Here is a 26,548-nt window from a genome sequence, read left to right on the forward strand (position 1 = left end):
GTGGGCGGTCGACCTGATGGAGAAGATCGGCCCGATCGGTGCCGGCATCGCCATCGCGGTGGAGAACCTGTTCCCGCCGCTGCCGAGCGAGGTCATCCTGCCGCTGGCGGGGTTCACGGCCGCGCACGGGGAGTTCACGCTCGCCGAGGCGATCGGCTGGACGACGGCGGGCTCCGTGATCGGTGCGCTCGCGCTGTACTACCTCGGCGTCGTGTTCGGCCGCGACCGGATGTACTGGATCTGGGAGCGCATGCCGCTCGTCAAGACCGAGGACCTCGAGCGCACGGAGGCGTGGTTCGCCCAGCACGGTCGCAAGGCGGTCTTCTTCGGCCGGATGGTGCCGATCTTCCGGAGCCTGATCTCCGTGCCCGCCGGCATCGAACGGATGCCCGTCGGGATCTTCCTGCTGCTGACCACCCTGGGCAGCCTGATCTGGAACTCGATCTGGGTGATGGCCGGCTACTTCGCCGGTGACCAGTGGTACCGCGTCGAGCCCTACATGGGCGTCGTGCAGAAGGTCGTGATCGCGGTCGTCGTGGTCGCCGTGGCCTGGTTCGTGCTGGCGCGCGTGCGCTCCATCCGACGCGCCCGGCACCTGCGCAACCCGAGCGACCAGGAGCCCGGCGAGGCGTGAGCGAGGAGCGCGCGCCCTACGACCCGATGCCGCACGGGCCGGCGGAGGTCGGCGTCGGACCGTGGGAGGGTCCGTGGCCGAGCGGACCGGCCAGCGAGCGCTACGACCCGGAGCTGCTCGCCGACGGTGACCGCCGCAACGTGGTCGATCGCTACCGCTACTGGAGCCTCGAGGCGATCGTCGCCGACCTCGACACGCGGCGGCACGCCTTCCACGTCGCGATCGAGAACTGGCAGCACGACTTCAACATCGGCACGATCGTGCGCAGCGCCAACGCGTTCCTGGCCGCCGAGGTGCACATCGTGGGCAACCGGCGCTGGAACCGGCGCGGGGCCATGGTCACCGACCGCTACCAGCACGTGCGCCACCACGCCGACGTCCCGGAGCTGGCGGCGTACCTCCACGAGCGCGGTGTGACGCTGCTCGGCATCGACAACCTGCCCGGCTCCGCGCAGCTGGAGACGATGGCCGTCCCGCGCGAGGTCTGCTTCCTGTTCGGCCAGGAGGGCCCGGGGCTCTCGGAGCAGGCCCGCGCCTCCTGCGACGGCACCTTCTCCATCGCGCAGTTCGGCTCCACGCGCTCCATCAACGCCAGCGCCGCCGCGGCGATCGCCATGCACGCCTGGGTGCGCGACCACGCCGACCTCTCCGCCGCCCAGGTCTGGCGCGGCTGAGCCTCAGCCGTCCGCCGCGCGCAGCCGGGCGTTCTCGGCCCGCAGCCGCGCGACCTCGTCCTCGAGCTGCAGCACGCGGGCCACGCCCGCCAGGTTGAGGCCCTCGTCGAGCAGGCCACGGACCCGCTCGAGCCGTTCGATGTCCGCGGGGCTGTAGCGGCGCGTGCCGCCCTCCGTCCGGCCAGGCGTCACCAGGCCGTGTCGCTCGTAGACCCGCAGGCTCTGCGCCTGCATCTCCACCATCTCCGCCGCGACGGAGATCGCGAACACGCCCACCGTGTGCCGACCCATGCGCGTCATCATCGCATCCCCGACGCAGGACTTGAATTGTCGGATGCCATGGAATATGAATTGCTGATGTCAGGTTCTCTGATGCGTCAGACATCAGATCCGTGAGGATCGATCATCGAAGGAGGAAGCACGATGCTGCTGCGCACCACCGACCCGTTCCGTGAGTTCGACCGCCTCGCCGCCCAGGTCCTCGGTGGCGTCGGCACGACGAACCGGCCCGCCGCCATGCCGATGGACGCCTGGCGCGAGGGCGACCGGTTCGTCATCGAGTTCGACCTGCCCGGCGTGAGCCCGGACAGCATCGACCTCGACGTCGAGCGCAACGTCCTGACGGTCAAGGCCGAGCGGGTCGCCCGCAACGGCGACTGGGAGATGCTCGCGACCGAGCGCACCCGGGGCTCGTTCACCCGCCAGCTGGTCCTCGGCGACAACCTCGACCTCGACCGGATCGAGGCGGGCTACACCGACGGCGTGCTGCGGCTCGTCGTGCCCGTGGCCGAGCGGGCCAAGCCGCGTCGCATCGCGGTGACCCACGCCGGCTCCGAGAGCGAGCGCGCGATCGAGGCCTGAGGTCGAGCGCTCGCGGAGGCCGGGGTCCCTCGTCGGGACCCCGGCCTCCGTGCGTCAGTCGCGGTACAGGTCCTCGCGCCGGTCGCGCAGGTACGCCTCCCCGACCGCCGCGCGCAGCGGGACGTCGGCGACGAGGAGCTCCTCGTCGTGCGTCGTCGCCTCCGCGAGCACGGCGCCGTCGGGCCCGACGACCATCGACCGGCCGTCGTAGACAAGGTGCTCGTCGCGCCCGCAGTAGTTGGCGTAGACGATCGCGCACCCGCTCTCCAGGGCCCGTGCGCGCAGCAGCACGTCCTGCACGTCCTCGCAGCCGACGGGGTTGGCGGTCGGCACGAGCAGCAGCCGGGCGCCGTGTGCGGCGAGCCGCCGCGTCGCCTCCGGGAACTCGACGTCGTAGCAGACGAGCATCCCGACGCCGACGCCGTCGAGCGCCTCACCCGCCGCTGCGTCGAGCCGGTACGCCCGCGGCGCGGCGTCCCCGGCCGCGAACTGGGCCCGGTCCACCTCCCCCCACAGGTGCACCTTGCGGTGGACCGCGAGGAGCCGTCCGTCGGGTCCGACGAGACCGGCGGCGTTGTGCACGACACCGCCCGCTCCCCGCTCGGCGAAGCCCCGGACGACGGCGATCCGGTGCGCGGCGGCGATCTCGGCGACCGCGCCCGCCGTGGGTCCGTCGGCGGGCTCGGCGAGGTCGGCCACGGCGGCCGCGCCGATCGCGTACCCCGTCGTGAAGAGCTCGGGGACCACCAGCACGGCGGCGCCCTCGGCGGCCGCGCGCCGGGCGACGTCGTCGAGGCGCGCGAGGTTGCCGGCGACGTCGAGGGGGCGCGGCACGCACTGCCAGGCGGCGACGCGGACGCTCGAGGGACCCACGGCGTCAGTCTCCCAGGTCGACGGGCCCGAGCTCGGCGAACGCGTCGCCGGGGCCCGGGTTGGCCGCCGAGGTGGTGCCGCCGAGGTGCCGCAGCACGCCCCACACCGCGTTGAGCGCGGTCTGCACGGCGCCCTCGGCCCAGGCCGGCGTGAACGAGACGTCGTCGCCGGCGAGGAAGATCCCGCGCTCGGCGGGCGGGAGGTCGTCCTGCACGAAGTGCCGGTACATCCGGTGGTTGTAGCGGTAGTGCCCCGGCAGCGCGCCCTTGAAGGCGCCGAGGAAGTCGGGCTCGTCCTCCCAGGACACGGTCACGGGCTCGCCGATCACGTGGCGACGCACGTCGACGTCGGGGTAGATCTTCGCCAGCGCGCCGAGGCACAGCTCGACGCGGCGGTCGACGTCGTAGGGCAGCATCTTCAGCGCGTCCGACATCCAGCTGTAGCTGAGGCAGATCACGCCGGGGGCGTCGGGCCCGTTGTCGAAGAGGTACGTCCCCCGCGTCAGGCGGTCGGTGAGCGTCATGGACAGCACGTCGCGGCCCGTGGTCGGGTCGACGTCCTTCCAGAACGGGCGGTCAACCATGACGAAGGTCTTGGACGACTGCATGTAGCGGGTGCGGTCGAGCGCCATCCACAGGTCCTGGGAGAACAGGGCCTCCTCGGTGTCGATCTTGGTGCTGAGCAGCCACGTCTGGCAGGTCGCGACGACCGCGTCGTGGTGGCGCACCGTGCCCCAGCGGTCCGTGACCGCGAAGCGTCGACCGTCCTCGGCGCGCGCCAGCGCCGAGACCCCCGGCCGGGGCGCGCCGGCGTGCAGCGTCGCCAGCGTGGTGCCGGTCGGCCAGGGGCTGTGCGGTGAGACGGGCAGGGTCCACAGCCGCCGGGGCACCTGGTCCACGCCGCCGACGACGAGACGCTGGTCGGTGTCGCAGTCGGTGAGGACCACCCGCAGGATCTCGAGCATCGAGTTGGGGAAGTCGCTGTCCCAGCCGCCGGTGCCGAAGCCCACCAGCCCGAAGATCTCCCGCGAGCGGAAGGGCAGGCGGCGGAAGGCCTCGGAGGAGGCGAGGAAGTCGTAGAAGGTGCGCCCGTCCCAGACCGGCACCAGCTCGTCCCACAGCTTCTTGAGCCGCGACGCGTCCCGTTCACGGATGGCGTCCTGCAGCTCGGTGAACCCGATCTCCTCCAGTGCCGCGTCCCAGGCGCGGGAGATCTCGGCGAACTCCGGGGGCAGGTCCGCGAGCGTGCGGCCGTAGAACGTCTCGCCGCCGATGTCGACGACCGTGCTGCCGGCGGCGGGCGTCAGCGGGTTGGGGAACGGGCGGTTGGCCAGGCCGAGACGCTCGGCGTAGTGGAAGAACGTGGTGCTCGAGCTGGGGAACCGCATGCCGCCCATCTCGGCCACCGGCCCGTCGCCACCGAACCGGTGGGTCCGCAGGCGACCGCCGATCTGGCCGGGCTCGTAGACCACCGGACGCAGCCCGAGGTCCATCAGCTCGTACGCCGCGACCATGCCCGCCAGGCCGGCCCCCACGACGCCCACCTCGAGGCCGTGGGCCTCCTCGGGCAGCGTGCCGAGGCCGTCGGGGTGGCGGACCCAGTCGTCGAAGGCGAACGGGAAGTCGGGGCCGAACATGGAGACACTCACGAGACGAACCATGCGTGAAAGAGTCGCTCGGCCGCAAGATCTTCTGACACGGCGGCCATCGACGATGGCATCGTCCCGTGTCGATCATGCCCGGTGAGCGCGCCCGCAGCCTTCGCGGACCCGCTGCCCGACCGGGCACTAGGGTGAGCGCGGAGTGCTCCGCCACCGGACCCGTCGACCCGCTCAACGAGGAGAACCGCGCATGCCCATCGCCACCCCCGAGGTGTACGCACAGATGCTGGACGCGGCGAAGGAGAAGTCCTTCGCCTACCCGGCGATCAACGTCTCGTCGTCGCAGACGCTGAACGCCGCCCTCAAGGGCTTCGCCGACGCGGGCTCCGACGGCATCATCCAGATCTCCACGGGCGGTGCGGAGTACCTCTCCGGCCCGTCGGTGAAGAACATGGTCACCGGGTCGGCCGCCTTCGCGGCGTACGCGGCGGAGGTCGCGAAGTCGTACCCCGTCAACATCGCGCTGCACACCGACCACTGCCCCAAGGACAAGCTCGACGGCTTCGTCCGACCGCTGATCGCCCTGTCGGCCGAGCGCGTCGCCCGCGGCGAGAACCCGCTGTTCCAGTCGCACATGTGGGACGGCTCGGCCGTGCCGCTCGACGAGAACCTGGTCATCGCCGAGGAGCTGCTGGCGGCCTCCGCCGCCGCGAAGATCGTGCTCGAGGTCGAGATCGGCATCGTCGGCGGCGAGGAGGACGGCGTCGAGGGCGGCATGGGCGAGCACCTCTACACGACCCCCGAGGACGCGCTCGCGACCGTCGCCGCGCTCGGCACGGGCGAGAAGGGCCGCTACCTGACGGCCCTGACCTTCGGCAACGTGCACGGCGTCTACAAGCCCGGCAACGTCAAGCTGCGCCCGGAGATCCTCAAGGCCGCGCAGGAGGCCGTCGTCGAGAAGCTCGGCCTGCCGGCCGGCTCGAAGCCGTTCGACCTCGTCTTCCACGGCGGCTCGGGCTCGACCGAGGCGGAGATCGCCGCTGCGGTCGAGTACGGCGTCATCAAGATGAACGTCGACACCGACACGCAGTACGCCTACAGCCGCCCGGTCGCCGACCACTTCTTCCGCAACTACGACGGCGTCCTCAAGATCGACGGCGAGGTCGGCAACAAGAAGGCGTACGACCCCCGCGCCTGGGGCAAGGCCGCCGAGGCGGGCATGGCCGAGCGCATCGTCGAGGCCTGCCGCAACCTCAGCTCGGCGGGCACCTCGCTCGGCGCCTGACGCCCTCCCGCACCGCACCCGGCCGTGGTGCCTCCGCTCGTCGGAGGCGCCGCGGCCGGTGTGGTTCCGGTCGCCGGGCGTCTCAGCGCTTGTCGGGCTCCGCGCCCTCGACACCCTCGGAGAGCACGTTCGTCAGGTAGTGCGAGAGCCAGAAGCCCGCGACCGAGAGCGCCGGCACGACGAGCGCCATCGGCCAGGTGAACAGGCTGTCGAGCAGGAACGCGAGCAGGACCAGGGCGACGAGTCCGACCGCCAGGAAGCTGGTCGTCGTCGGGTCTGGCACGGCCCAGGCGCGCAGGAGCCGCGTGCCCGCCACGAAGGCGACGGCCGTGACCGCGATCAGCATGAGCAGGGTGGCGCCGCCCGGTGCGCTGCCGCTGCCGAACAGGCCGAGCACGCCGCGACCCACGAGGCCCAGCACAGCCGCGAGCAGGCCCGTCGCCGCGCCGGACGCCAGTACGGCCGGCGTCTCGGCGAGTCGGGGGAGCGGCGGCAGCTCGAGGCCGCGGGCGCGCGCGATCAGGGCGGCGACGGGCGCCGGGAGGGTACGCCGCTTCTCCCGCGCCGCCGCCGGCTCGGCGTCGGGCTCGGGCTCGGGGATGACGGTGGGTTCCGGCTCCGGCTCCGGCTCGGGCTCGGGCTCGAGGATGACGGTGGGCTCGGGCTCGGGCTCGGGCTCCGGCTCCACGACGGGCTGGACGACGGGCTCCGGCGCGGGCTCCGGCTCCGGTTCGATGACCGGCTCCGGCTCCGGCTCCGGCTCCGGCTCCGGCGCTGCGGCCGCGGGCTCGGGGCGCCGGGTCGGTCGACGGCGGGCCGCCAGCCGCTCGGACAGCGTGCCGCCGATGCGCTCGCGCGCGGCAGCGAGGCCGGGACGGGGGCGGGCGGGTGCAGGCTCCGCCGGTGTCTCGACCGGTGTCTCGACCGGCGTCTCGACCGGCGTCTCGACCGTTGGCTCTGCGATCGGCTCCGGCTCGGGCTCCGGCTCCGGCTCCGGCTCCGGCTCGGGCTTCGGCGCCGGCTCCGGTTCGGCGGCCGCCTCGACGACGGGCTCCGGCTCCGGTTCGGCGGCCGGCTCGACGACGGGCTCCGGCTCCGGCTTCGCCGCCACCTCGTCCCCGCGCCGCTTGCGCCGTCGGCGCAGGGACGGCAGCTGCAGCGACAGCTCGAGATCCTCCTCGGACCGCGCCGCGTCGTCCTTCTTCGCCATGGGCGCGAGTCTGCCACGCCGGCGGGGCGTGCACGGGGGAACGAGCCCGGCTCGTGTGACACCGCGTTACACGGGCAGGCGTCTCGCCCGGACCACCGACGGACGTGAGCGAAATGAGAAGCGGTCCGGATCCACCGAAGTGGATCCGGACCGCCGGAGGTGTCGGGCTGACAGGATTTGAACCTGCGGCCTCCTCGTCCCGAACGAGGCGCGCTACCAAGCTGCGCCACAGCCCGATCGTGGCCTTGCGGCGCACGAGCGTCCGCGAGCATACCCGAGCGGACGGTGGCGCCCCAATCGGGCCCGACGGCGGTCAGTCGGCGCGCGGGACGAGCGTCAGCAGGGTCGCCTCGGGGCGGCAGAACGTGCGCAGCCGCACCGACGGCGCGGTGCCCAGACCGGCCGAGACGTGCAACCACGAGGACCCCTCGTCGCCGGGCCGCGAGTCGGCCGGGTGGCGGTGCAGTCCCTTGGCCCGGGCGGGCTCGAGGTCGCAGTTGGTGGTGATCGCGCCGAGGAACGGCAGGCACACCTGGCCGCCGTGGGTGTGGCCGGCGATGACGGCGTCGTACCCGTCGGAGGCGAACTGGTCGAGCACCCGCAGGTAGGGCGCGTGGGCCACCGCGAGCGCGAGGTCCGCCCCGTCGCCCGCGCCGGACCGGGCGGGACCGGCGACGGCGTCGAGGTCGTCGTAGCCCAGGTGCGGGTCGTCCACCCCCGTGAACGCGACGTCGAGGTCGCCGACGCGCAGGGAGGCACGCCGGTTGGTGAGGTCGACCCACCCGGCGTCGTCGAAGGCGGCCGTCATGTCGCGCCACGGCAGCTGGGGGGTGTGGGTGTGGCGGCGACCGTCGTCCGGCAGGAGGTAGCGCAGGGGGTTGCGGCGCGAGGGCGCGAAGTAGTCGTTCGAGCCGCGCACGTGGACCCCCGGCCGATCCAGCAGCCCGCCGAGCGCGTCGAGCAGCGCGGGCACGGCGTCGGGGTGCGCCAGGTTGTCGCCGGTGTCGACGACCAGGTCGGGCTCGAGCTCGGCCAGCGACCGCAGCCACGCCAGCTTCCTGGCCTGCGTGGGCACGAGGTGGATGTCGGACAGGTGGAGCGCCGTGAGGGGCCGGCTCCCCGCGGGCAGGACGGGCAGCGCGACGCGCCGCAGGGTGTACTGCCGCGCCTCCCACAGGCCGTACGCGGTCGCGGCCGCGCCGCAGGCGACCCCCAGGCCCACGGTGGTCGCGGCGACGCGCAGCGCCCCCGCGGGGGACGGGGTGCGCGCGGCGCGGATCTCGGTGGGCGGCACCCGCCCAGGCTGCCACAATGGGCCGCATGAGCGCCCTCAAGGACCGTCTGCGTGCCGACCTCACCACCGCCATGAAGGCGCGCGACAGCCTGCGCTCCTCGACGCTGCGGATGGTGCTGACCGCGGTGACGACCGCGGAGGTCTCCGGCAAGGAGGCCCGCGAGCTGAGCGACGAGGACGTGCTCGCCATCCTCGGCAAGGAGGCGAAGAAGCGCCGCGAGGCCGCCGACGCCTTCGCCGAGGGCGGGCGCACGGAGAGCGCGGAGAAGGAGCGGGCCGAGGCCGACGTGATCTCCGACTACCTCCCGGCGCAGCTCGACGGCGCCGAGCTGGAGCGGATCGTGGCGGACGCGGTCGCGTCCACCGGCTCCGCGGGCGAGGGCATGAAGGCGATGGGCAAGGTCATGGGTGTCGTCCAGCCGCAGGTCAAGGGGCGTGCGGACGGTGGAGCGGTGGCGGCGGAGGTGCGGCGCCAGCTCGCCTGAGCGCCCGGTCCCGGCCCCGCGAGCGCGGAAACGGTGGTTTCGCCCAGGGCGTACGCGGGATTCTGCACCGAGTGTGCGGGAACGACCACCGAACAGGTAGCGTTGCCCCCACGACACACACAGGACAGCCCGGGAGCCATGTGCCCCGGCCAAGCGCGAGGGGGTCGACCCTATGGGGCGCGGCCGAGCTAAGGCCAAGCAGGCGAAGGTCGCACGCGACCTGAAGTACCGGACCCACGACACCGATCTCGGTGCGCTGGCGAAGGAGCTGCATGGCGACTCGAACAATGACTCGTCGGACTCGTTCGAGGAGTACGACAAGTGGTCCGACTACTCGGAGCCACAGCGCGACTGACCCGGTGAGCGGCGCCTGAGAGCTCCGGGTGTCCCGCAGCTCCCAGGCGTCGTCCACCTCGGTCAGGCGCCGAGCCAGATCCCTCGCAGACGTCCCACGTCCCGCATCCGTCGCTCGGCCATCCGGTCGGCGGCCACCGCGGGCGTCACGCCCTCCGCCTCGGCGACGGCGAAGACCTGTCGGATCGTGTCGAAGATCTTGTCCGCGCGCTGCTGCGCGCGCTCGAAGGAGAATCCCTCGAGCTCGTCGGCGACCTGGATGAGCCCGCCCGCGTTCACGCAGTAGTCGGGGGCGTACAGGATGCCGGCGTCCGCGACGCGGTCCGCCGACCCCTCGTGGGGCAGCTGGTTGTTGGCCGCGCCGCACACGATCTTCGCCTTCAGCGTCGTGACGGTCTCGTCGTCCAGCGCGCCACCGAGGGCGCACGGTGCGTAGACGTCGATGTCCTCGCGCACGAGGGCGTCGGTCGACTCGACCGCCCGCACCCCGCTCGGGTGCGCGGCGAGCACCGCGGCGACCGCCGGGGCGTACACGTCGGTGACCACCACGGCGGCGCCGTCGGTGCGCAGCAGGTCGACGAGGTGCTTGCCGACCTTGCCCACGCCGGCGATGCCGACCGTGCGGCCGGCGAGGGTGGGCTCGCCCCAGACCCGTTCGGCGGCGGCCTGCATGCCGCGGAAGACGCCGAACGCGGTGAGCACGGAGCTGTCGCCGGCGCCGCCGTGCGCGACCGTGCGGCCGGTGACGTAGTCGCACTCGCGGGCGACGTGGTCCATGTCCTCGGAGTAGGTGCCCACGTCGCAGGCCGTGCGGTAGCGGCCGCCGAGCGACTGGACGAAGCGTCCGTACGCCCGCAGCAGCGCCTCCGACTTGTCGGCCCGCGGGTCGCCGATGATCACGGCCTTGCCGCCGCCGAGGTCGAGCCCGGCCAGCGCCGCCTTGTAGGACATCCCGCGCGAGAGGTCGAGCACGTCGCGCAGTGCGTCGGCGGTGGAGGCGTACGGGTGGAAGCGGGTGCCGCCCAGGCCGGGGCCCAGCGCGGTGGAGTGCACGGCGACGATGGCGCGCAGGCCGGTCGCGGGATCGTTCGCGAAGACGACCTGCTCGTGCTCGGCGGCGAGCTCGAAGACGTCGGTCTCGCCCGTGGGGACGGTCATGGTTCTCCTGGGGTCGGGCGTCGCGCGGGTGGGCGACGCGGTCGGTGCGCGGCAGCAGGGGTGGCGCGGCCGCTCCGACCAGCGTAGGCCCGCGCGTGGCCCACGTCACCACGCAGGGTGTGGGGCCGGGACGTCACGGGTCGTCGCGCTCAGCGCAGGCGGGCGAGGTACGCCCGACCGCGCGTCAGCGAGCGCAGCCGGCTCTCCCAGGTGACGCCCACCGCGACGAGGAGGGCGCCGGCGCCGAGGATGACGACGTAGGGCGGCAGCAGCGCGCTGTAGGGCGCGAGCGTCCGCACCAGCAGCAGCGCGCCGACCACGGCGCCCGCCACCAGCGGTGCGTTCCAGCGCAGTCCGGCGCCGGCGAGGACCAGCAGCAGGGCGTCGAGGGCGACGAGCAGCCCGCGCAGCGTGGCGGGGTCGTCCAGGGCGAGCAGGGTCGTCGGGGCCAGGGCGAGCAGGAGACCGCCGGCGAGGGCCGGGGCCGTCGCCCGCGCCGGGTCGCGCAGCAGTGCCGTCACGCCGACCGCGAGCAGGACCAGCGCCGCGGGCAGGGTGTACGCCTCGGGCGTGCTGACGCCGACGTCGGCCAGGCGCACCCAGGAGGCGGCCAGCAGCAGTCCGGCGCTCGCAGCGCCGTGGGGGCGTCGGTCCTCGGCCCGCAGCAGCGCCGTGACGCCGGCCGCGACGCCGACGACCGTGAGGTGCACCGCGAGCCAGGTTGCGGCGTCCGGGGAGTCGACGACGAGGCCGGTGAGCAGCGCGGCGGCCGCGACGGCGGCGACCCGCAGCGCCGGGCGGGCCAGCGCGACGTACAGGCCGCCGAGCACGACGAGCGCCACCAGGCGCGCGGGCTCCGCGGGCACGTCGAGGAGGACGCCCAGGCGCAGCACGAGCACGGTCACGCCCAGCGGCGCCAGCGCCTCGGCGACGCCCCCCGCCACCCGGTCGCCGAGGACCGCGACGACCACGAGCGCGAGCAGGGAGGGCGCCAGCACGAGGACGAGGAGGAGGTCGCTCGACCAGGAGACGGCGGTGCCGACGAGCAGGAGCGCGGTGCCGACCAGCCAGGCGCTCCCGGCGCCCGCACCGCGGCGCGACCGGACGACGGCGAGGCCCAGCGCGGCCGCGCCGGCCACGACCAGCTCGGCGGCCACGAGCGCCAGCGGGACCGGGTAGCAGGCGGTGACCGCGACGACCGTCACGGCGAGGAGAAGCACGCCCCCGCGGTCCCCGCGTGCGGCGGGGACGTGCTTCCCGAGGGCCACCGCACCGGCGGTGGCCACGCCGAGGGCGGCGAGGAGCGCCACCCACGGCAGGTCGAGGAGGCCGGAGCCCGCATCGAGGCGGACGTCGGCGCCGGCCGGGTGGCGCACCGACGCGACCTGCGACAGCGCGAGACCGGCCGTCGCCAGGAGGGCCGTCAGGGGCACCGCCAGCGCCACGACCGCGGGCCCCACCAGCGCGCCGCGCCAGGCGGTGGGCGCCACGTGGGCGGCGGCCGCCACGGCGACGAGGAGCAGGGTCCAGCCGACGGTGGCGACGTCCGTGCCGATGCCGTGCAGGCCGCCGAGGACGGCGACCGCGAGGGCACCGCCGGCGAGGGCGGCCGCCGTGAGCCGCAGCGCTGCGGACCGGCCCGCGAGCAGGGCGGTGGCGACGGCCAGGCCGGTGGCCGCCAGCAGCGGCCACACGTCGCCGCGGGCCCACAGCGCGGCGTACGTCGGGTCCGCGAGGACCCGCACCAGGCCCACGACGGCGAGCAGCGCCCAGGCGCCGGCGCCGAGCGCCCCCGCGGCGGCGAGGAGGGCCGGCCGGGCCGCGAGGTGGCCGTGGAGGGCGAGCAGGCCGAGCAGCGCCGACGCGACGGTGAGGGAGAGCGCGACGGAGTCGGTCGCGACGACGACCCCGACGCCCACCAGGACCGCGCCGAGGACGGCGGCGAGCTGGGCGGCGACGAGGCGGCCGAGGGCGGTGGCGCGGGCCGCGGCGTCCGTACCGACGCCCGCCGCGAGGAGCAGCGTGCCCATCACGAGGGGGGTGATGCCGTCCGCGTCGGCCAGCCAGCCCGCGGCGGAGGCGCCCCCGACCACGAGCAGCAGCAGACCGGCCGTCAGCGCGGCGAACGACTCGGCCGCGGCCGGCAGCGGACGCCGGGCGCCGGCGTACGTCGCCGCGGCGGAGGCCGCCGTCATGCCGACGAGCACGAGCGTGCGCCCGCCCACGCCCAGCAGCACCCACGCGATCGCGAGGAAGACCAGCGAGCCGACGAGCAGGCAGGCGGCACCGAGGGTGAGCAGGACGGCCGGGACCCCGGAGACCAGCATCCCGCGGCGCGGGGGCGAGGCGGGCGGGGCGCTCGGCGCCGGGCCGGCCGGCCGCGGGTACGCCCCGACCGTGGCCGCCGTGACCGGGCCCCGCGCAGCCGTGGTCCCGCCTGCGGCGACACCCGCCGCGACGGCCGCGGCGGCGACCGCGGGCCGGGTGGCCCGCAGCCGTGCGAGCAGCTCGTCGGCGGTCTGCAGCGTGCGGAACAGCTCCCAGGCGGCCGGCCCGGTCAGCGGGAGGCGGCACGACGAGCAGGAGGTGGACCCGGAGGTCACGAGTCCGCGGCAGTCGGGGCAGCGGGCGGGGTCGGCGAAGCGCATGCCCCGATTCAGCCACGGGCGAGGGCCCGCGGGACCGTCGGCGCTGCTCAGGTGGCCTGAGTGCCCGTACTCAACCGTGCGCCGACCAGCCGCACCCGGTCGGGTGACACCCCCGCGCCTACCCTGGGCGGCCCGACCCCCGAACGAGAGGCACCGACGTGCGCGTGCTCCTGGACCGCCACCACCCCGACGGCCCGGGCGGCCGTGGCGTCCCGGGCGGCCCGGGCGCCGACGGGCTGTCCGACGACGAGCTCCTGGCCGCCTACGCGGCGCCCGAGGCGGGCCCGTGGCTGCGGGTGAACATGGTCAGCACGCTTGACGGCGCCGCGACCGGGGACTCCGAGCGCTCCGACTCCATCCACGACGAGGCCGACGGCCGGGTCTTCGCGGCGCTGCGCTCGCTCGCGGACGTCATCGTGGTCGGGGCCGGGACGGCGGAGGCGGAGGGCTACGGACCCGCCCAGGTGCCGATCGTCCTGGTCAGCCGCCGCGGCCAGGTGCCGGCCCGCCTGCGGGGCGCGGCCCCGGGAGCGGTCGTGCTCGCCACCTGCGGCGCAGCCGAGGGGCTCGACGAGGCCCGTGAGCTGCTCGGGGAGGACAACGTGTGGGTGCTGGGCTCCCACAGCGTCGACCTCGTCGCGCTGCGCGAGCAGCTGGTGGCGCAGGGGTTCGTGCGGCTGCACGCCGAGGGCGGCCCGCACCTGCTGCGCGACCTGCTCGCGAGCGGCGTGGCCGACGAGCTCTGCGCGACCCTGGTGCCGCGGGTGGTGGCCGGCGACCGGCCGCGGATCACCGCGGGCCCGCCGGTCGACGTGCCCCTCGACCTGCACCTGCTGCTCGAGGAGGACGGCACCCTGCTGGGCCGCTGGCTCGTGCGGCGGTGAGGCGCCGCGGCGGGCGAGCGGCGGCGTACGCGGAAACCCGCGCGCGCCGCGGCGGGCGACGGTGCGAGGATGACGCCTCGTGACTGCTCGACGGATCGCGTACCAGGGTGAGCCCGGCGCCAACTCGCACATCGTCTGCGAGCGGCACTACCCCGACCTCGACAGCGTGCCGTGCGCGTCGTTCGAGGAGGTCTTCGCCGTCGTCGAGCGCGGCGACGCCGACCTCGCGATGATCCCGATCGACAACACGCTGGCCGGGCGGGTGGCGGACATCCACCACTTCCTGCCGGGCACGAGCCTGCACATCGTCGCCGAGCACTTCCTGCGCATCCAGTTCCACCTCATGGCGGTGCCGGGCGCGAGCGTGGAGACGATCCGCACGGTGCACAGCCACGTCCACGCCCTCGGCCAGTGCCGCCGGATCATCACCGGGAACGGGTGGACGCCGATGATCTCCGGCGACACCGCCGGCGCGGCCCGCGAGGTGGCCGAGGCGGCCGACCCGTCCCAGGCCGCGATCGCGCCGCCGCTGGCCGCCGACATCTACGGCCTCGAGGTGCTGGCCGCCGACGTCGAGGACGAGGACCACAACACGACCCGGTTCGTGGTGCTCTCGCGCGAGCCCCGGCCGGCGCCCGCCGGGAACGGCCCGGTCGTCACCACGTTCATCTTCAGCGTGCGCAACATCCCCGCCGCGCTCTACAAGGCCCTCGGCGGGTTCGCGACCAACGGCGTGAACATGACCAAGCTGGAGTCCTACATGGTCGGCGGCGAGTTCATCGCCACCCAGTTCCTCGCCGAGGTCGACGCGCACCCGGACGAGCCGGCGCTGGCCCGCGCGCTCGAGGAGCTGCGCTTCTTCACCACCGACGTGCGCGTGCTCGGTGTCTACCCGGCGGACCCCCACCGCGCCGGCTGAGGTTGGACCCTGCCCCTAGTGTGATCTGCACCACATCCGGGGGTCTGCGAGGGACCTGCGGACCGACGGGGGAGCGCGGCGGATGACCTCGACGCAGGACCGACCGGCAGGGCGTACGGACGTCGACAAGGCGTTCCGGGACACCTCGACCTACCGCAGCCTCGGGGAGCAGCAGCTCTCCCCGGGCGAGGAGCGCTTCGAGCGGCGACGACGCACCGCCGGCCTCGTGCTGGCCCCGCTCCTCGCGATCGGCTACTGGCTGCTGCCGACCGGCCTGGACGGCGACCAGCACACGCTCTCGGCGATCCTGCTGGGCGTCATCGTGCTGTGGGTGACCGAACCCGTCCCGATCCCCGTGGGCGGCTTCATCGGGATCGCGGCGATCGTGGTGCTGGGCGTGGCGCCGGCCGACGAGGCGCTCGCACCCTTCGGGTCCTCGACGGTCTTCACGTTCATCGGGGCCTTCATCCTGGCGCAGGCGATGCTCAAGCACGGGGTCGCGCGCCGCTTCGCCATCTTCGTGCTCAGCCTGCCGGGCGTCGGGCGGTCCACCCTGCGGGTGATCGTGGCGTTCGGCGCGATCACCGCCCTGCTCTCGGCGTTCGTGTCCAACACCGCGACCGTCGCCATGCTGCTGCCGACCGCCATCGGCATCCTGACCGTCATCGCCAAGCTGCTGCAGGAGCGCGGCGAGGTGGCCGCGGACTTCGACCCGCTGCGCCTGCGGGTCGGGGCCGCCCTGATGCTGATGCTGGCGTACGGCGCGAGCGTCGGCGGCCTGCTGACCCCCGTGGGTTCGCCGCCCAACCTGATCGGTCGCGGGCTGATCGAGGAGGCGACCGGGGAGCGGATCTCGTTCCTCGACTGGATGATCATGGCCGCGCCGATCTGCGCAGCCATGTTCGTCGCGCTGGCGGTCGTCATCCTGCTGCTCAACCGTCCGGAGACGAAGCGGCTGGAGGGCGTGGAGGAGTACGTCCGCGAGGAGCGGGCCCGCCTCGGACGCTTCTCGGTCGCGGAGCGGAACACGCTGGTCGCCTTCGGCGTCACCGTGACCCTGTGGATCACCCCCGGCGTCGTCGCCCTCGTCGCCGGCACCGAGTCGTCGACCTACGAGACCGTGAGCGGGCGCCTCGACGAGGGCGTCGTCGCCATCCTCGGCGCCTCGCTGCTGTTCCTCCTGCCGACCCGGTGGTCCGAGCGCGAGTTCACCCTGCGGTGGAGCGACGCGGCGAAGATCGACTGGGGCACGGTCGTGCTCTTCGGCACCGGCATCATCTTCGGCAGCCTCCTGGAGTCGTCCGGGCTCGCGGAGACCCTGGGCAACGGGGCGTCGGACGCGATGGGGCTGAGCAGCGTCTTCGCGATCACGGTGTTCGCCGTCGTGCTGGCGATCGTCGTCTCGGAGACGACGAGCAACACCGCAGCGGCGGCGGTCGTGGTGCCCATCGTCATCCCGATCGCGGTGGCGGCGGGCGTCAACCCGTTCGTGCCCGCGCTGGCGGCCACGTTCGGAGCGTCCTTCGGCTTCATGCTGCCGGTCTCCACGCCGCAGAACGCGGTGGTCTACGGCTCCGGCGTCGTGCCGATCACCCGGATGATCCGCACCGGGGTGTCCTTCGACGTCCTCGGTGCCGTCCTCATCGTCGCGATCCTCCCGGCGATGGTGGCGCTCCTCGGACTGGGCGGCTGAGGCCGTCAGAACAGACGGTCGTCGCGGGGCGGGTCGAGGTCGCAGACGTCGCCCAGGCGGATCGTGCCGCCGCCGAGCAGGCGGCACACGACCCCGCCACGGCGGCGGAGCGCAGCCTGGGCGCCCTCGCCCAGCTCGTGCTCCATGATCCGGCAGGGGGCCGCGACCCGCACCACCTCGAGCTCGACCTCGCCCACCCGCAGCAGCGAGCCCGGCGTGGTCGGCAGCGGCCCGGCGCTGAGGGTGACGTTGCGGCGCGTGCGGGTCGGGGTCACCGTGCGCCCCAGCGTCAGCGTCGCGCGGTCCAGGTCGTCCGCGGCCTGCACGGTCACGTGGCGGTGCCGGGTGCCGAAGAACCGGTCGCCGACGAGACCGCGACCGGCGACCGCCTCGACCTCGTCGAGACGCCGCATCGGCGCGCGGTGCGCCGGCGCGACGTGGAGGGCGACGACGGTGACGGGCACCGGGCGAGCGTAGCCAGCCACGCCGTGGCGACGGGCGTACGCGCCGGGGCTCAGCGCTGCTCGCGCGGGCACCACCACGTCGTGCGGCCGCCGACCTCGCCGCGCACCATCGCCTCGCCGCAGCGGGGGCAGTGCTCGCCCGCCCGGCGGTGGGCGATCACCTCGCCGGTGTGCACTCCGCCCTTGGCGATCGCCGAGCGGATCGCGGCGCGCAGCGTGCGGCGCAGGTGGTCGAGGTCGTCGTCGTCGAGCTCGCCGGCCGGGCGCTGCGGGCTGATCCGGGCCTGCCAGAGCGTCTCGTCGACCAGGAGGTTGCCGATGCCGGCGACCACGGACTGGTCGAGCAGCCGGGCCTTCAGCGGGGCGGTGCCCCGACCGACCCGGTGGCGGAACTCCTCGCGGCCCACCTCGCCGGCGTCCGGGCCGACGCCGCTCAGGTCGGGGTCGAGACGCACGCGCCCGAGCCGGCGCGGGTCGAGCAGGCGCAGGCTCCCGCCGTCGGCGAAGCGCAGCGTGAAGCGGAACCACTTCTCGTCGCGGCGCCGACCGCCGCGGCCGGCGTAGTCGCCGCCCTCGTCCTCGTCAGTGTCGTCGGGACCGGTCACGAGGATCCGGCCGCTCATCCCGAGGTGCAGGCCGAGGACGGGCCCCTCGGCCCCCCCGGAGTCCCCGGTCTCGCCGGCGTCGCCCGACGTCGTGCACCACATCGACTTCCCGCGCCGGTGCGCCCCGGTCAGGGTGCGGCCCAGGAGCGCGTCACGGATCTCGCCCGGCGCGTGCGGGCGGCACTCCCAGGTGTCGGTGTCGTCGACCTCCGCGATCGTGCGTCCCAGCGCGGCGCGCTCGACGACCGCGCGGGCGGTCTCGACCTCGGGCAGCTCCGGCACGCGTCAGCGCCCGAGCAAGCCGCGGACGTACGCCGCCTGGCCGGCGTGCTGCGCACCGTCGTCGGCGACGCTCACCAGGCGCACGCCGAGGGTCACCGGGGGGTCCCAGCGGGTGTCGACCACGTGGTCGAGGTCGTCGGGCCCGAGCGTCGCGAGGTAGCGCGCGCTCGCGGCGTGCACCGCCTCGAGGTATGCGGCGAGGTCCTCCGCGCTCGCGCGCACCTGGCCGACCTGCTCGGGGTTGTGGCCGTAGCCGGTGTCCTCGTCGTCGAGCGGCAGCCGCAGACGGCGGGCGTACCCCTCCTCGGTCCAGACCTGCGGGGTGCCGGCGACGTCGGCCACGTGGTCGTCCTGCACGCGGCTCAGGTGCCACACGAGCCAGGCGATCGAGTTCGCCTCGGGCGTGGGCCGGTAGGCGAGGTCGTCGGCGGTGAGGCCGTCGACGGCGGCCAGGGCGTTCTCGCGGACGCGTCCGTACGCGTCGTCCAGCAGCTGTGCGGGGGTCATCTCGCTCCTCCTGGGCCGGTCGGGGGCCGGTCGGGCGGCCCCGACCATCGTGGCGCGACGGCCAAGGACCGTCGCGCCACGATGCCGGTACCCCGGCGAGGTCCCGGGGATCAGGCCGTGGGCGCCACGTGCGCGCGGGCCTCCCGCTTGTGCGCCCGCTTCTCGGCCCGCCGCTCCTTGCGACGCTCGACCAGCAGGTAGAGCGCCGGCACGAGCAGGAGCGTGAGGAACGTCGAGGACAGGAGCCCGCCGATCACCACGATCGCCAGCGGCTGCGAGATGAAGGCGCTGCCGCCAGTGATCCCGAAGGCCATCGGTGTCAGGGCGAGGATCGTCGCGAGCGCGGTCATCACGATGGGGCGCACGCGCTTGCCGCCGCCGTCCGCGAGCGCCTCGACGATCCCCGCCCCGCCCTCGCGGCGCTGGTTGACGAGGTCGATGAGGACGATCGCGTTCGTGACCACGATGCCGATCAGCATCAGCGCGCCGATGAGCGACGGGACGCCGAGCGGGATGCCCGTCACGGCCAGCAGCAGCATCGCGCCCGTGGCCGCGAAGGGCACCGAGACGAGCAGGATCAACGGCTGCACCAGCGAGCGGAACGTGCCGACCATGACCACGTAGACGATGGCGATCGCCACCAGCAGCGCGAGGCCCAGCTGCGCGAACGCCTCCTCCTGGTCCTCCGAGACGCCGCCGAGCGAGACGTCGGTGCCCTCGGGAAGGTCGAGACCGTCGAGCAGCGACTGCACGTCGCCCGTCACGGACCCGAGGTCGTCGGCGGCCGGCTCGGCCGTGATGGTGATGGTGCGCTCGCCGTCGGCGCGCGTGATCGCGGTCGCGACCTGCTCCTCGGTGATCTCGGCGACCTGGCCCAGCGTGGTGCCGGGGGCGACCGGCAGCTGCTCGAGCTCGGCCACGGAGGCGGGCTTCTCGCCCGTCACCAGAGCCACGTCGAGCTGCTGGCCGTCGATGCTGACCTGGCCCACCGGCGGCTGCGCGAGCGCCTGGCCGAGCGCCTGGCCGAGCGCGGACGCGGTCAGCCCGGCGGCCTCGGCCTCCGGGCGCGGTTGCACCGAGAGCACGGGCTGGGCGGCCGCGGCGTCGGAGGTGACCTGGCCGATCCCGTCCACGCCCTCGAGCTCGGCGGTGACCTGCTCGGCCGCCTCCTCGAGGCGCGACGGGTCGGTGGCGGTGACGACGACCTCGAGCGCGGAGGCGAAGCCGGCGTCGCCGGCCGTCACGCTCACGTCGCCCTCGACGTCCTCGAGGTCGGCGGTCAGCCGGTCGACGACCACGTCGGCGTCGGCGTCCTCGTCGAGGGTGAGCGCGAACGTGTTGCCGCCCCCGCCGCCGAACGCGGCCGCCGCCGGGTCGGTGGAGCCGACCGAGGTCTGCACGGTCTCGACGGCGTCGGCGCCGACGAGCACGTCCTCCACCTGGCGGGCGGCCTCGTCGCGACGGGCCAGCGAGGCGCCCGGCTCCAGGTCCTGGGTGACGGTCAGCGTGTTCTGCCCGCTGCTGCCGAGGAAGTTCGTCTTGATGAAGGGGGAGAGGCCCAGGGTCGCGACGAGCACGACCACCGCGGCCAGCACGGTCGTCCAGGGGCGCCGCACGACCCAGCGGACCGCGGGGTCGTACGCCCGGCGCAGCCAGGTCCGCTCTTCCGCGCGCTCGGCCTCGGCCTGCACGGCGGCGACGTCGACCGGGCCGACGGGCGTGCGCAGGAACCAGTACGCGAGCACCGGGATGATCGTCAGCGACACCAGCAGCGAGGCCAGCAGCGCCAGGGCCACCGTGACGGCGAACGGGCGGAACAGCTCGCCCACCTGCCCGCCGACGATGCCGATCGGCAGGAACACCGCGGCCGTCGCGATGGTGGACGAGGTGATGGCCCCGCCGACCTCGCGCACGGACGTCGTGATCGCGGCGACCTTCTCCTCGCCGTAGGACAGGTGCCGCTTGATGTTCTCGATGACGACGATGGAGTCGTCCACGACGCGGCCGATCGCGACGGTCAGCGCGCCGAGCGTGAGGATGTTGAGGGTGTAGTCGCCGAGGCGCAGACCGATGAGCGTGACCAGCAGGGACAGCGGGATCGAGATCGCGGTGACGAGCGTCGAGCGCAGCGAGAACAGGAAGAACAGGATCACGACGACCGCGAAGAGCAGGCCGAGTCCGCCCTCGGTGGTGAGGTCCTCCACCGACTTCTCGATGAACGGCGCCTGGTCGAAGGACACGGTGAAGCTCGCGTCGTCGCCGAGGTCCTCCTCGAGCTCGGGGATCAGGTCGGCGACCGCGTGCGAGATGTCGACGGTGTTGCCGTCGGGCGTCTTGGTGATCGCGACGGCGAGGCTCGGCTCGCCGTCGGTGCGGGCGTACGCCGTGGGCTCGGCCTGGGCGACCGCGACCGTCGCGACCTGGCCCAGCGGGGCCGTGCCGCCGGCCGGCAGCGTGACGGGGACGGCCTGCAGCTCCTCGAGCGTCGTGGGCGTGCGGCCCACCTGCACCGACAGGCTGGTGTCGCCCTCGTCGACCGTGCCGGCGGGCACCAGCGAGGCGTCGGACTGCAGGGCCGTCGCCACCTGCGCGCCCGTCACGCCCTGGGCGGCGCCCTCGGGGGTGACGGTGACCTCGACGCGGTCGGTCGGGGCGCCGCTGACCTGCACCTGTCGAACGCCCTCGACGTCCTCGAGGGCCGGCTGGGCGATCCGCTCCAGGCGCTCGGCGAGCACGGCGGGGTCGGCGTCGGAGGTGACCGCGAGCTGCACGACGGGGAACTGGTCGAAGTCGCCGGCGAAGACGACCGGGTCGACCGTCCCCGGCAGCTGGTCCAGCCCGGCGACCGCGCTCTCCACCTGCTGCTGGGCGCGGTCGAGGTCGGTGCCGTACTCCAGCAGGACCAGCACGAGCGAGGAGCCGCTCGAGGAGGTGGAGTCGACGCTCTCGAGGCCGTCCACGCCCGACAGCGCCTGCTCGACCGGGATCGTCACCTCCTGCTCGACCGCCTCGGGCGAGGCGCCGGTGTAGGGCACCACGACGCCCACGGCCGGGAACTGCAGGTTGGGGATGAGCTCCTGCTTGAGGGAGCCCATCGAGATGACGCCGAAGATGGCCACCATGACGGTGGTCAGCGCCACGAGGGCGCGGTTGCGCAGGGAGAACGAGGCAAGACGGCCCACGGGGCTGCTCCTGGAGTCGGTCGCTGGTCCGGGCGGCCCGCGGGTCGCGATGCCGGCCGCAGCAGGCTAGCCACGGCGAGGGTCGCGGCGGACGAGACTTCGGTCTCGAGGCGCCTGACCAAAGGCGACGGACCGCGAGCGACGGTCGCGCCGGGAGGAGCCCGGTCCCCGGGAACGGCGAAGGCCCCGACCGGTGCCGGTCGGGGCCTTCGTGCTCGTGGGCAGGGGCGGGGTCGAACCGCCGACCTATCACTTTTCAGGCGATCGCTCGTACCAACTGAGCTACCTGCCCGAGCGCGGTTCACCATACAGGAGCCCGAGCGGGCGTCACCAATCGGTTGTCACGGACGGCCGTTGGTCGGCGCGCACCCCGCGCCCTATGCTGTGCACGCGTCAAGGCCCCCATCGTCTAGCGGCCCAGGACCCCGCCCTTTCACGGCGGTAGCGCCGGTTCGAATCCGGTTGGGGGTGCGGTCCGGACACGTCGCCGGCGCCCGATTGGGAATCGGGTCGCGGTGTGCGTTATGGTTCACCGGCTCCTGCAGAGGGAGCGCAGCAGCACCATCCAGGCCCCGTAGCGCAGTTGGTTAGCGCGCCGCCCTGTCACGGCGGAGGCCGCGGGTTCGAGTCCCGTCGGGGTCGCAGACGAACGCCCCGGACCACACAGGTCCGGGGCGTTCTGCATTTCCCTTGTCGTGCCCGCCAGAATGGCGGCCATGCCCGTCGACCTGGACCGTGAGGCGTTCGAGCGCCTCGTCGACCACGCCATCGACACGATCCCCGACGAGATCGCCGCGATCGCCGACAACGTGGTGGTGCTCGTCGAGGACGACCCGCCCGAGGGGGAGCCGCAGGACCTCCTGGGTCTCTACGACGGCGTGGCGCTGACGGACCGTGGCACGGAGTACGGCGGCGTGCTGCCCGACCGGATCTTCGTCTTCCGGCGGCCGCTGCTGGCCATGTGCGACGACCTCGACGAGCTGGCCGACGAGGTGCGGATCACCGTGGTGCACGAGGTCGCGCACCACTTCGGGATCGACGACGCCGCCCTGCACGACCTCGGGTACGCCTGACCCCGCCCGTTCAGGACGCGTGGGCCCCGTTGCTGTCGCCGCCCGGCTCGCGCCACGGCGCGGCGGTCGACCCGGACGCCTGCGAGGAGATCTCGCCCAGCAGCCAGCGCTGGAACTCGCGCTGCTCGTCGGAGCGGGCCAGCGAGAGCAGACGCTGGCTGCGGCAGAACGCGTCCGCGAGGTCGAGCAGGTCCTGCATCTGGTGCGAGAGGTCGGCCGCCGGCTTGCCGACGGTGACCTGGTGGTCGCCGAACTGCCGGCCGGCCGCCAGCTGGCTGGCGACCGTGTCGACGAGGGAGGCGTTGTCGACGTGCTCGTCGAACAGGTCGAAGCGCCGCGAGAGGTCGCGGGCCAGCGGGTAGTGGTCCTCGTGCGCCAGCGACAGCAGGCGTACCTCGCGGCGCAGGTCGCTGTAGTGGCGGCGGAAGTCGCGGTACTGCGCCAGGGGCATGTGGTGCAGGCGCACCTGGAAGGTGGGGACCCGCTCGATCTCCCCGGTGGTCATGGTGACGTCGAAGACCTGGCCCTCGAGGTCCCCGTCGAGACGCGGCTCGGGCACGGGCTCGAACCACACGACCTTGCCCTCGGCGGTGATGTCGGCGCCCCAGCTCGACGAGTTCATCGCGACGAGGCCGAGCCCGCGGCCGACCGTCATCAGGAAGCCGAGCTCGTCGTCCTCGTCCGGCTCCGGCGCGTCGGGCATCGTCAGCACCGGCGGGGTGCGGGACCCGTCGAACACCTCGATGCGAGGGTGGGCGCGCGTGCCCCGCACGGCCAGGGCGATCGGCGGCTCCGCGTGCAGCAACGCGTTCGTCACCAGCTCGGAGACCCCCAGCTCGCAGGCGTCGACGAGGTCCTCCCGGTCGAGCTCACGGCACACGCTGGCGGCCCAGCGGCGCGCCTGCTGCACGCAGGTGGGCCCTGGCTCGATTCGGACTGCGTCACGGCTCTGCGGCATCGATCGTGTTCCTGGGTCGTTCACGGGCGTGCGTCGGCCGAGTTCGACGCGGGAGGGGCGGACATCTCGCGCTTGCTTCCCCACCGGGATGTGGTCGAAACCACCAGCGGGGATGTGCTTTGTGTCGCAGGGAGGAGAATGATGGGTACCGCCCCGTCATGGTCGGTCAGGAAGGGTGGCACATGAGTGAGCTGGAGGGCGCGGAGGCGCGCCACAAGGTCGTCGTCGTCGGATCGGGCTTCGGCGGCCTGTTCGGCACCAAGGCGCTCCGGAAGTCGCCGGTCGACGTCACGATGGTGGCCAAGACCACCCACCACCTGTTCCAGCCCCTGCTCTACCAGGTCGCGACGGGCATCCTGTCGCAGGGCGAGATCGCCGCACCGACGCGCGAGGTGCTGGCCAAGCAGAAGAACGCCTCGGTCCTCCTGGGCGAGGTCGTCGACATCGACCTCGAGGCCCGCACGGTCACCTCGCAGGTCCTGGGCGTCGAGAAGGTCGTCCCCTACGACTCGCTGATCGTGGCGGCCGGCGCCAGCCAGAGCTACTTCGGCAACGACCACTTCGCCGAGTTCGCGCCCGGCATGAAGAGCATCGACGACGCCCTCGAGCTGCGTGGTCGCATCTTCGGCGCGTTCGAGCTCGCCGAGCTCGCGGCCTCGCGCGGCGAGAAGGTGCAGGACCTCCTGACGTTCGTCGTCGTGGGTGCCGGGCCGACCGGGGTCGAGATGGCCGGCCAGATCGCCGAGCTGGCGCACCGCACCCTCAACACCGACTTCCGCCACATCAACACCGAGAAGGCCCGGGTCGTCCTCGTCGACGCCGCCCCCCAGGTGCTGCCGCCCTTCGGCGAGTCGCTGGGCATGAAGGCGCAGCGCAGCCTGGAGAAGATCGGCGTCGAGGTCATGCTCGGCGCGATGGTCACCGACGTGGACGAGTACGGCCTCGAGGTGAAGTTCAAGGACGGCCGCACCGAGCGGATCAACTCCTCAGCGAAGATCTGGGCCGCGGGCGTGCAGGCCAACCCGCTCGGCAAGCTCCTCGCGGAGCAGAGCGGCGCGCCGCTCGACCGCGCCGGCCGGATCGGCGTGAACGCCGACCTGACGCTGCCGGGCTACCCCGAGGTCTTCGTGGTCGGCGACATGATCAGCCTCGACAACCTCCCCGGCGTCGCGCAGGTCGCGATCCAGGGCGCGAAGTACGCGGCGAAGGAGATCGACGGCCGGCTCAAGGGCCAGGCGCCGCAGAAGCCGTTCAAGTACTTCGACAAGGGCTCGATGGCCGTGATCGGCCGATTCCGTGCCGTGATGATGGTCGGCCGGTTCCGCGTCAGCGGCGTCATCGCCTGGCTGTCGTGGCTCGCGGTGCACCTGATGTACCTGACGGGCTTCAAGAACCGCGTGACGGCCCTGTTGCGCTGGTTCGTCTCCTTCGTGGGGCGCGACCGCTCCGAGCGCACCATGACGGAGCAGCAGGTCTTCGCCCGGCGCGCGCTCGGCCGGCTCGAGGGCGGCGCCAAGGACCTCGTCTCGCTGCGTCGGCCCGAGGACGCGGTCGAGGACCGCCGGCACGAGCTGGAGGCCCAGGCGGCCGAGGAGGCCCGCCTCACCGACGCCCACGAGCGGGGCGTCCGGGTCGGGTGAGCCACGGCCACGGGCACGGCTCCCACGCCGCGCACTCCGCCGCGCCCTCCGACCGGCGGGCTCGTGCGGTGCTCATGCTGTTCCTCGCGCTCGTCGCGGTCGGCACCCTGTCGGGCCTCGCGGCCCTGTGGCCGTCGGCCGACGACCTGCCCGACCGGGTGGCGTACGCGGCGGAGGGCGTGACCTTCGTCGACGCCGAGGTGACGGTCGTCGAGGAGGCGTGCCCGGTCATCGTGGTCGGTCCCGACATGCCGCAGACCGGTGAGGCCGACCAGGAGTTCCCCGAGAACTGCAACTCGCTCGTCGCGGCCGTCGCCAGCGGCCCCGAGGAGGGCCAGGAGCTGCGGGTCCAGGCCGAGGCGGGCGTCGTGCGCTCCGGTCTCGAGCCGGGCGACGACATCTCGCTGATGCGCTTCCCGCCCGCCGCGGAGGCCGAGGCGCCGGTGTACGCGTTCTCGCACGTCCACCGGGGCACGCCGCTGGTCGCGATGACGGTGCTGTTCGTGGTCGTCGTCGCGGTCGTCGCGCGCCTGCGGGGCATCCTCGCCCTCGTCGGCCTGGGCTTCGCCGCGGCGATCGTGTGGTGGTTCGTGCTGCCCGGCCTGCTGGCGGGGGAGAACGGCATCGCGGTGGCGGTGGTCGGGTCGGTGCTGATCATGTACGTGGTGCTCTACCTGGCCCACGGGCCGTCGGTACGCACGTCCACCGCGCTCGCGGGCACCCTGCTCGCCCTGGCGGTCACGGCCGCGCTGGGCGCGTGGGCGGTCGGTGCCGTGCGCCTGTCGGGGCTGAGCAACGAGGACGGGGAGTTCCTGCAGCTCTACGCCGACAACCTTGACTTCCGCGCCCTGCTGACGGCCGGCATCATCATCGCCGGCCTCGGCGTGCTCAACGACGTCACGATCACGCAGGCCTCGGCCGTCTTCGAGCTGCGGGCCGCGGCGCCCACCATGACCCGCCGCGAGCTCTTCGGCAGCGGCATGCGGATCGGTCGCGACCACATCGCCTCGACGATCTACACGATCGTGTTCGCCTACGCCGGCACGGCGCTGGGCCTGCTCCTGCTGCTCTCGCTGTACGACCGCCCGCTCGGCGACGTGCTGTCCTCGGACATCCTCAGCGAGGAGATCGTGCGTACGCTCGCCTCCGCCATCGGCCTCGTGGCCAGCGTCCCGATCACCACCGCGATCGCCGCAGCCACCGTGACGGCGCCCGAGCCCGTCGTGCGCGAGCCCGCCGCCGCGGGCGAGCCCTCGGCGTAGGTC

Annotated in this window: 24 protein-coding genes and 4 tRNA genes; 14 read left to right on the forward strand and 14 right to left on the reverse strand. The window is 73.8% G+C overall.

Annotated features, from left to right (window positions below; genetic code table 11):
* Both RDV89_RS19850 and RDV89_RS19855 read left to right on the forward strand, forming a co-directional pair.
* A partial coding sequence (locus RDV89_RS19850) for a DedA family protein (RefSeq protein WP_315735996.1) occupies positions 1 to 634 on the forward strand: 634 nt, incomplete at its 5' end.
* Between the two features lie 26 nt (positions 635 to 660).
* A complete protein-coding gene (locus tag RDV89_RS19855) occupies positions 661 to 1,308 on the forward strand; it encodes a TrmH family RNA methyltransferase (RefSeq protein ID WP_315736111.1) in 648 nt (215 codons plus the stop codon).
* 3 nt (positions 1,309 to 1,311) lie between these two features.
* Here RDV89_RS19855 and RDV89_RS19860 read toward each other — a convergent pair whose 3' ends face one another.
* A complete protein-coding gene (locus RDV89_RS19860; protein ID WP_315735998.1) occupies positions 1,312 to 1,599 on the reverse strand; it encodes a heat shock protein transcriptional repressor HspR in 288 nt (95 codons plus the stop codon).
* A 132-nt stretch (positions 1,600 to 1,731) separates the two neighbouring features.
* Between RDV89_RS19860 and RDV89_RS19865 the strand changes: the two genes are divergently transcribed.
* Entirely contained in the window at positions 1,732 to 2,169 is a 438-nt protein-coding gene (locus RDV89_RS19865) for an Hsp20/alpha crystallin family protein (RefSeq protein WP_315736000.1), read from the forward strand.
* 54 nt (positions 2,170 to 2,223) lie between these two features.
* Here RDV89_RS19865 and RDV89_RS19870 read toward each other — a convergent pair whose 3' ends face one another.
* Both RDV89_RS19870 and RDV89_RS19875 read right to left on the reverse strand, forming a co-directional pair.
* Positions 2,224 to 3,042: a nitrilase-related carbon-nitrogen hydrolase gene (locus RDV89_RS19870; protein ID WP_315736002.1), complete on the reverse strand. Its 819-nt coding sequence runs from the start codon at positions 3,040 to 3,042 to the stop codon at positions 2,224 to 2,226.
* A 4-nt stretch (positions 3,043 to 3,046) separates the two neighbouring features.
* Positions 3,047 to 4,690 (reverse strand): flavin monoamine oxidase family protein, encoded by a 1,644-nt coding sequence (locus RDV89_RS19875; RefSeq protein WP_315736004.1) that lies wholly within the window; start codon positions 4,688 to 4,690, stop codon positions 3,047 to 3,049.
* Between the two features lie 202 nt (positions 4,691 to 4,892).
* On the opposite strand from RDV89_RS19875, the gene fbaA reads away from it, so the two are divergent.
* Positions 4,893 to 5,927, forward strand: a complete 1,035-nt coding sequence (gene fbaA, locus RDV89_RS19880; protein WP_315736007.1) for a class II fructose-bisphosphate aldolase — start codon at positions 4,893 to 4,895, stop codon at positions 5,925 to 5,927.
* Between the two features lie 82 nt (positions 5,928 to 6,009).
* Here the strand turns inward: fbaA and RDV89_RS19885 are convergent, their stop codons facing one another.
* The 3 genes from RDV89_RS19885 to RDV89_RS19895 all read right to left on the reverse strand — a co-directional run bounded on the left by RDV89_RS19885 (position 6,010) and on the right by RDV89_RS19895 (position 8,431).
* On the reverse strand, positions 6,010 to 7,137 hold the full coding sequence (locus tag RDV89_RS19885) for a hypothetical protein (protein WP_315736009.1): 1,128 nt from the start codon (positions 7,135 to 7,137) through the stop codon (positions 6,010 to 6,012).
* A 162-nt stretch (positions 7,138 to 7,299) separates the two neighbouring features.
* Positions 7,300 to 7,373 (reverse strand) — tRNA-Pro (locus RDV89_RS19890).
* Between the two features lie 77 nt (positions 7,374 to 7,450).
* Positions 7,451 to 8,431, reverse strand: coding sequence for a metallophosphoesterase (locus RDV89_RS19895; RefSeq protein ID WP_315736011.1), 981 nt, complete (start codon positions 8,429 to 8,431; stop codon positions 7,451 to 7,453).
* 26 nt (positions 8,432 to 8,457) lie between these two features.
* On the opposite strand from RDV89_RS19895, the gene RDV89_RS19900 reads away from it, so the two are divergent.
* Complete coding sequence (locus tag RDV89_RS19900) at positions 8,458 to 8,916, forward strand: GatB/YqeY domain-containing protein (protein ID WP_315736013.1); 459 nt, start codon at positions 8,458 to 8,460, stop codon at positions 8,914 to 8,916.
* Between the two features lie 172 nt (positions 8,917 to 9,088).
* Positions 9,089 to 9,271 (forward strand): DUF3073 domain-containing protein, encoded by a 183-nt coding sequence (locus tag RDV89_RS19905; protein WP_315736014.1) that lies wholly within the window; start codon positions 9,089 to 9,091, stop codon positions 9,269 to 9,271.
* Positions 9,272 to 9,333: 62 nt separating this feature from the next.
* Here RDV89_RS19905 and RDV89_RS19910 read toward each other — a convergent pair whose 3' ends face one another.
* Together RDV89_RS19910 and RDV89_RS19915 are read right to left on the reverse strand one after the other, a co-directional pair.
* The gene (locus tag RDV89_RS19910) at positions 9,334 to 10,428 is read right to left on the reverse strand and encodes a Glu/Leu/Phe/Val family dehydrogenase (RefSeq protein WP_315736016.1); all 1,095 of its coding nucleotides are present in this window, start codon (positions 10,426 to 10,428) and stop codon (positions 9,334 to 9,336) included.
* 149 nt (positions 10,429 to 10,577) lie between these two features.
* A complete protein-coding gene (locus RDV89_RS19915; protein WP_315736018.1) occupies positions 10,578 to 13,076 on the reverse strand; it encodes an SCO7613 C-terminal domain-containing membrane protein in 2,499 nt (832 codons plus the stop codon).
* 158 nt (positions 13,077 to 13,234) lie between these two features.
* Here RDV89_RS19915 and RDV89_RS19920 point away from each other — a divergent pair, with 158 nt between their 5' ends.
* The 3 genes from RDV89_RS19920 (at position 13,235) to RDV89_RS19930 (ending at position 16,572) form a co-directional block, all read left to right on the forward strand.
* The gene (locus RDV89_RS19920) at positions 13,235 to 13,960 is read left to right on the forward strand and encodes a dihydrofolate reductase family protein (protein ID WP_315736020.1); all 726 of its coding nucleotides are present in this window, start codon (positions 13,235 to 13,237) and stop codon (positions 13,958 to 13,960) included.
* A 79-nt stretch (positions 13,961 to 14,039) separates the two neighbouring features.
* Positions 14,040 to 14,879: a prephenate dehydratase gene (locus tag RDV89_RS19925; RefSeq protein ID WP_315736022.1), complete on the forward strand. Its 840-nt coding sequence runs from the start codon at positions 14,040 to 14,042 to the stop codon at positions 14,877 to 14,879.
* A gap of 82 nt (positions 14,880 to 14,961) precedes the next feature.
* Positions 14,962 to 16,572 carry an SLC13 family permease gene (locus tag RDV89_RS19930; RefSeq protein ID WP_315736024.1) on the forward strand — a complete coding sequence of 537 codons (1,611 nt, stop codon included), beginning with the start codon at positions 14,962 to 14,964 and terminating at the stop codon, positions 16,570 to 16,572.
* Positions 16,573 to 16,577: 5 nt separating this feature from the next.
* Here RDV89_RS19930 and RDV89_RS19935 read toward each other — a convergent pair whose 3' ends face one another.
* From RDV89_RS19935 to RDV89_RS19955, 5 genes are all read right to left on the reverse strand, one after another.
* A complete protein-coding gene (locus RDV89_RS19935) occupies positions 16,578 to 17,036 on the reverse strand; it encodes an MOSC domain-containing protein (RefSeq protein ID WP_315736026.1) in 459 nt (152 codons plus the stop codon).
* A 50-nt stretch (positions 17,037 to 17,086) separates the two neighbouring features.
* Positions 17,087 to 17,923, reverse strand: coding sequence for an Fpg/Nei family DNA glycosylase (locus RDV89_RS19940; protein ID WP_315736028.1), 837 nt, complete (start codon positions 17,921 to 17,923; stop codon positions 17,087 to 17,089).
* Positions 17,924 to 17,926: 3 nt separating this feature from the next.
* The gene (locus tag RDV89_RS19945; RefSeq protein ID WP_315736030.1) at positions 17,927 to 18,430 is read right to left on the reverse strand and encodes a mycothiol transferase; all 504 of its coding nucleotides are present in this window, start codon (positions 18,428 to 18,430) and stop codon (positions 17,927 to 17,929) included.
* 110 nt (positions 18,431 to 18,540) lie between these two features.
* Positions 18,541 to 21,612, reverse strand: coding sequence for an efflux RND transporter permease subunit (locus tag RDV89_RS19950; protein ID WP_315736032.1), 3,072 nt, complete (start codon positions 21,610 to 21,612; stop codon positions 18,541 to 18,543).
* Positions 21,613 to 21,830: 218 nt separating this feature from the next.
* A tRNA-Phe gene (locus RDV89_RS19955) sits at positions 21,831 to 21,904 on the reverse strand.
* A 106-nt stretch (positions 21,905 to 22,010) separates the two neighbouring features.
* On the opposite strand from RDV89_RS19955, the gene RDV89_RS19960 reads away from it, so the two are divergent.
* The 3 genes from RDV89_RS19960 (at position 22,011) to RDV89_RS19970 (ending at position 22,685) form a co-directional block, all read left to right on the forward strand.
* A tRNA-Glu gene (locus tag RDV89_RS19960) sits at positions 22,011 to 22,083 on the forward strand.
* A 97-nt stretch (positions 22,084 to 22,180) separates the two neighbouring features.
* Positions 22,181 to 22,254 (forward strand) — tRNA-Asp (locus tag RDV89_RS19965).
* Between the two features lie 74 nt (positions 22,255 to 22,328).
* Entirely contained in the window at positions 22,329 to 22,685 is a 357-nt protein-coding gene (locus RDV89_RS19970; protein ID WP_315736034.1) for a metallopeptidase family protein, read from the forward strand.
* A gap of 10 nt (positions 22,686 to 22,695) precedes the next feature.
* On the opposite strand, the gene RDV89_RS19975 is transcribed toward RDV89_RS19970, so the two are convergent.
* Positions 22,696 to 23,595, reverse strand: coding sequence for an ATP-binding protein (locus tag RDV89_RS19975; protein ID WP_315736035.1), 900 nt, complete (start codon positions 23,593 to 23,595; stop codon positions 22,696 to 22,698).
* A 230-nt stretch (positions 23,596 to 23,825) separates the two neighbouring features.
* Between RDV89_RS19975 and RDV89_RS19980 the strand changes: the two genes are divergently transcribed.
* Together RDV89_RS19980 and RDV89_RS19985 are read left to right on the forward strand one after the other, a co-directional pair.
* Complete coding sequence (locus RDV89_RS19980; RefSeq protein WP_315736037.1) at positions 23,826 to 25,283, forward strand: NAD(P)/FAD-dependent oxidoreductase; 1,458 nt, start codon at positions 23,826 to 23,828, stop codon at positions 25,281 to 25,283.
* Positions 25,280 to 26,545, forward strand: coding sequence for a YibE/F family protein (locus RDV89_RS19985; protein WP_315736039.1), 1,266 nt, complete (start codon positions 25,280 to 25,282; stop codon positions 26,543 to 26,545). Before RDV89_RS19980 ends, RDV89_RS19985 begins: the two co-directional genes overlap by 4 nt.
* The last annotated feature ends 3 nt before the right edge of the window (positions 26,546 to 26,548 follow it).

Source organism: Nocardioides imazamoxiresistens, assembly GCF_032378595.1.
Classification (GTDB): Bacteria; Actinomycetota; Actinomycetes; order Propionibacteriales; family Nocardioidaceae; genus Nocardioides; species Nocardioides imazamoxiresistens.

Coding starts and splice junctions, on each gene's coding strand:
- fbaA (WP_315736007.1), top strand. CDS start 4,893: ATGCCCATCGCCACCCCCGAGGTGTACGCACAGATGCTGGACGCGGCG.
- RDV89_RS19860 (WP_315735998.1), bottom strand. CDS start 1,599: ATGGGTCGGCACACGGTGGGCGTGTTCGCGATCTCCGTCGCGGCGGAG.
- RDV89_RS19905 (WP_315736014.1), top strand. CDS start 9,089: ATGGGGCGCGGCCGAGCTAAGGCCAAGCAGGCGAAGGTCGCACGCGAC.
- RDV89_RS19980 (WP_315736037.1), top strand. CDS start 23,826: ATGAGTGAGCTGGAGGGCGCGGAGGCGCGCCACAAGGTCGTCGTCGTC.
- RDV89_RS19855 (WP_315736111.1), top strand. CDS start 661: ATGCCGCACGGGCCGGCGGAGGTCGGCGTCGGACCGTGGGAGGGTCCG.
- RDV89_RS19900 (WP_315736013.1), top strand. CDS start 8,458: ATGAGCGCCCTCAAGGACCGTCTGCGTGCCGACCTCACCACCGCCATG.
- RDV89_RS19910 (WP_315736016.1), bottom strand. CDS start 10,428: ATGACCGTCCCCACGGGCGAGACCGACGTCTTCGAGCTCGCCGCCGAG.
- RDV89_RS19970 (WP_315736034.1), top strand. CDS start 22,329: ATGCCCGTCGACCTGGACCGTGAGGCGTTCGAGCGCCTCGTCGACCAC.
- RDV89_RS19885 (WP_315736009.1), bottom strand. CDS start 7,137: ATGGCGAAGAAGGACGACGCGGCGCGGTCCGAGGAGGATCTCGAGCTG.
- RDV89_RS19915 (WP_315736018.1), bottom strand. CDS start 13,076: ATGCGCTTCGCCGACCCCGCCCGCTGCCCCGACTGCCGCGGACTCGTG.
- RDV89_RS19865 (WP_315736000.1), top strand. CDS start 1,732: ATGCTGCTGCGCACCACCGACCCGTTCCGTGAGTTCGACCGCCTCGCC.
- RDV89_RS19930 (WP_315736024.1), top strand. CDS start 14,962: ATGACCTCGACGCAGGACCGACCGGCAGGGCGTACGGACGTCGACAAG.
- RDV89_RS19945 (WP_315736030.1), bottom strand. CDS start 18,430: ATGACCCCCGCACAGCTGCTGGACGACGCGTACGGACGCGTCCGCGAG.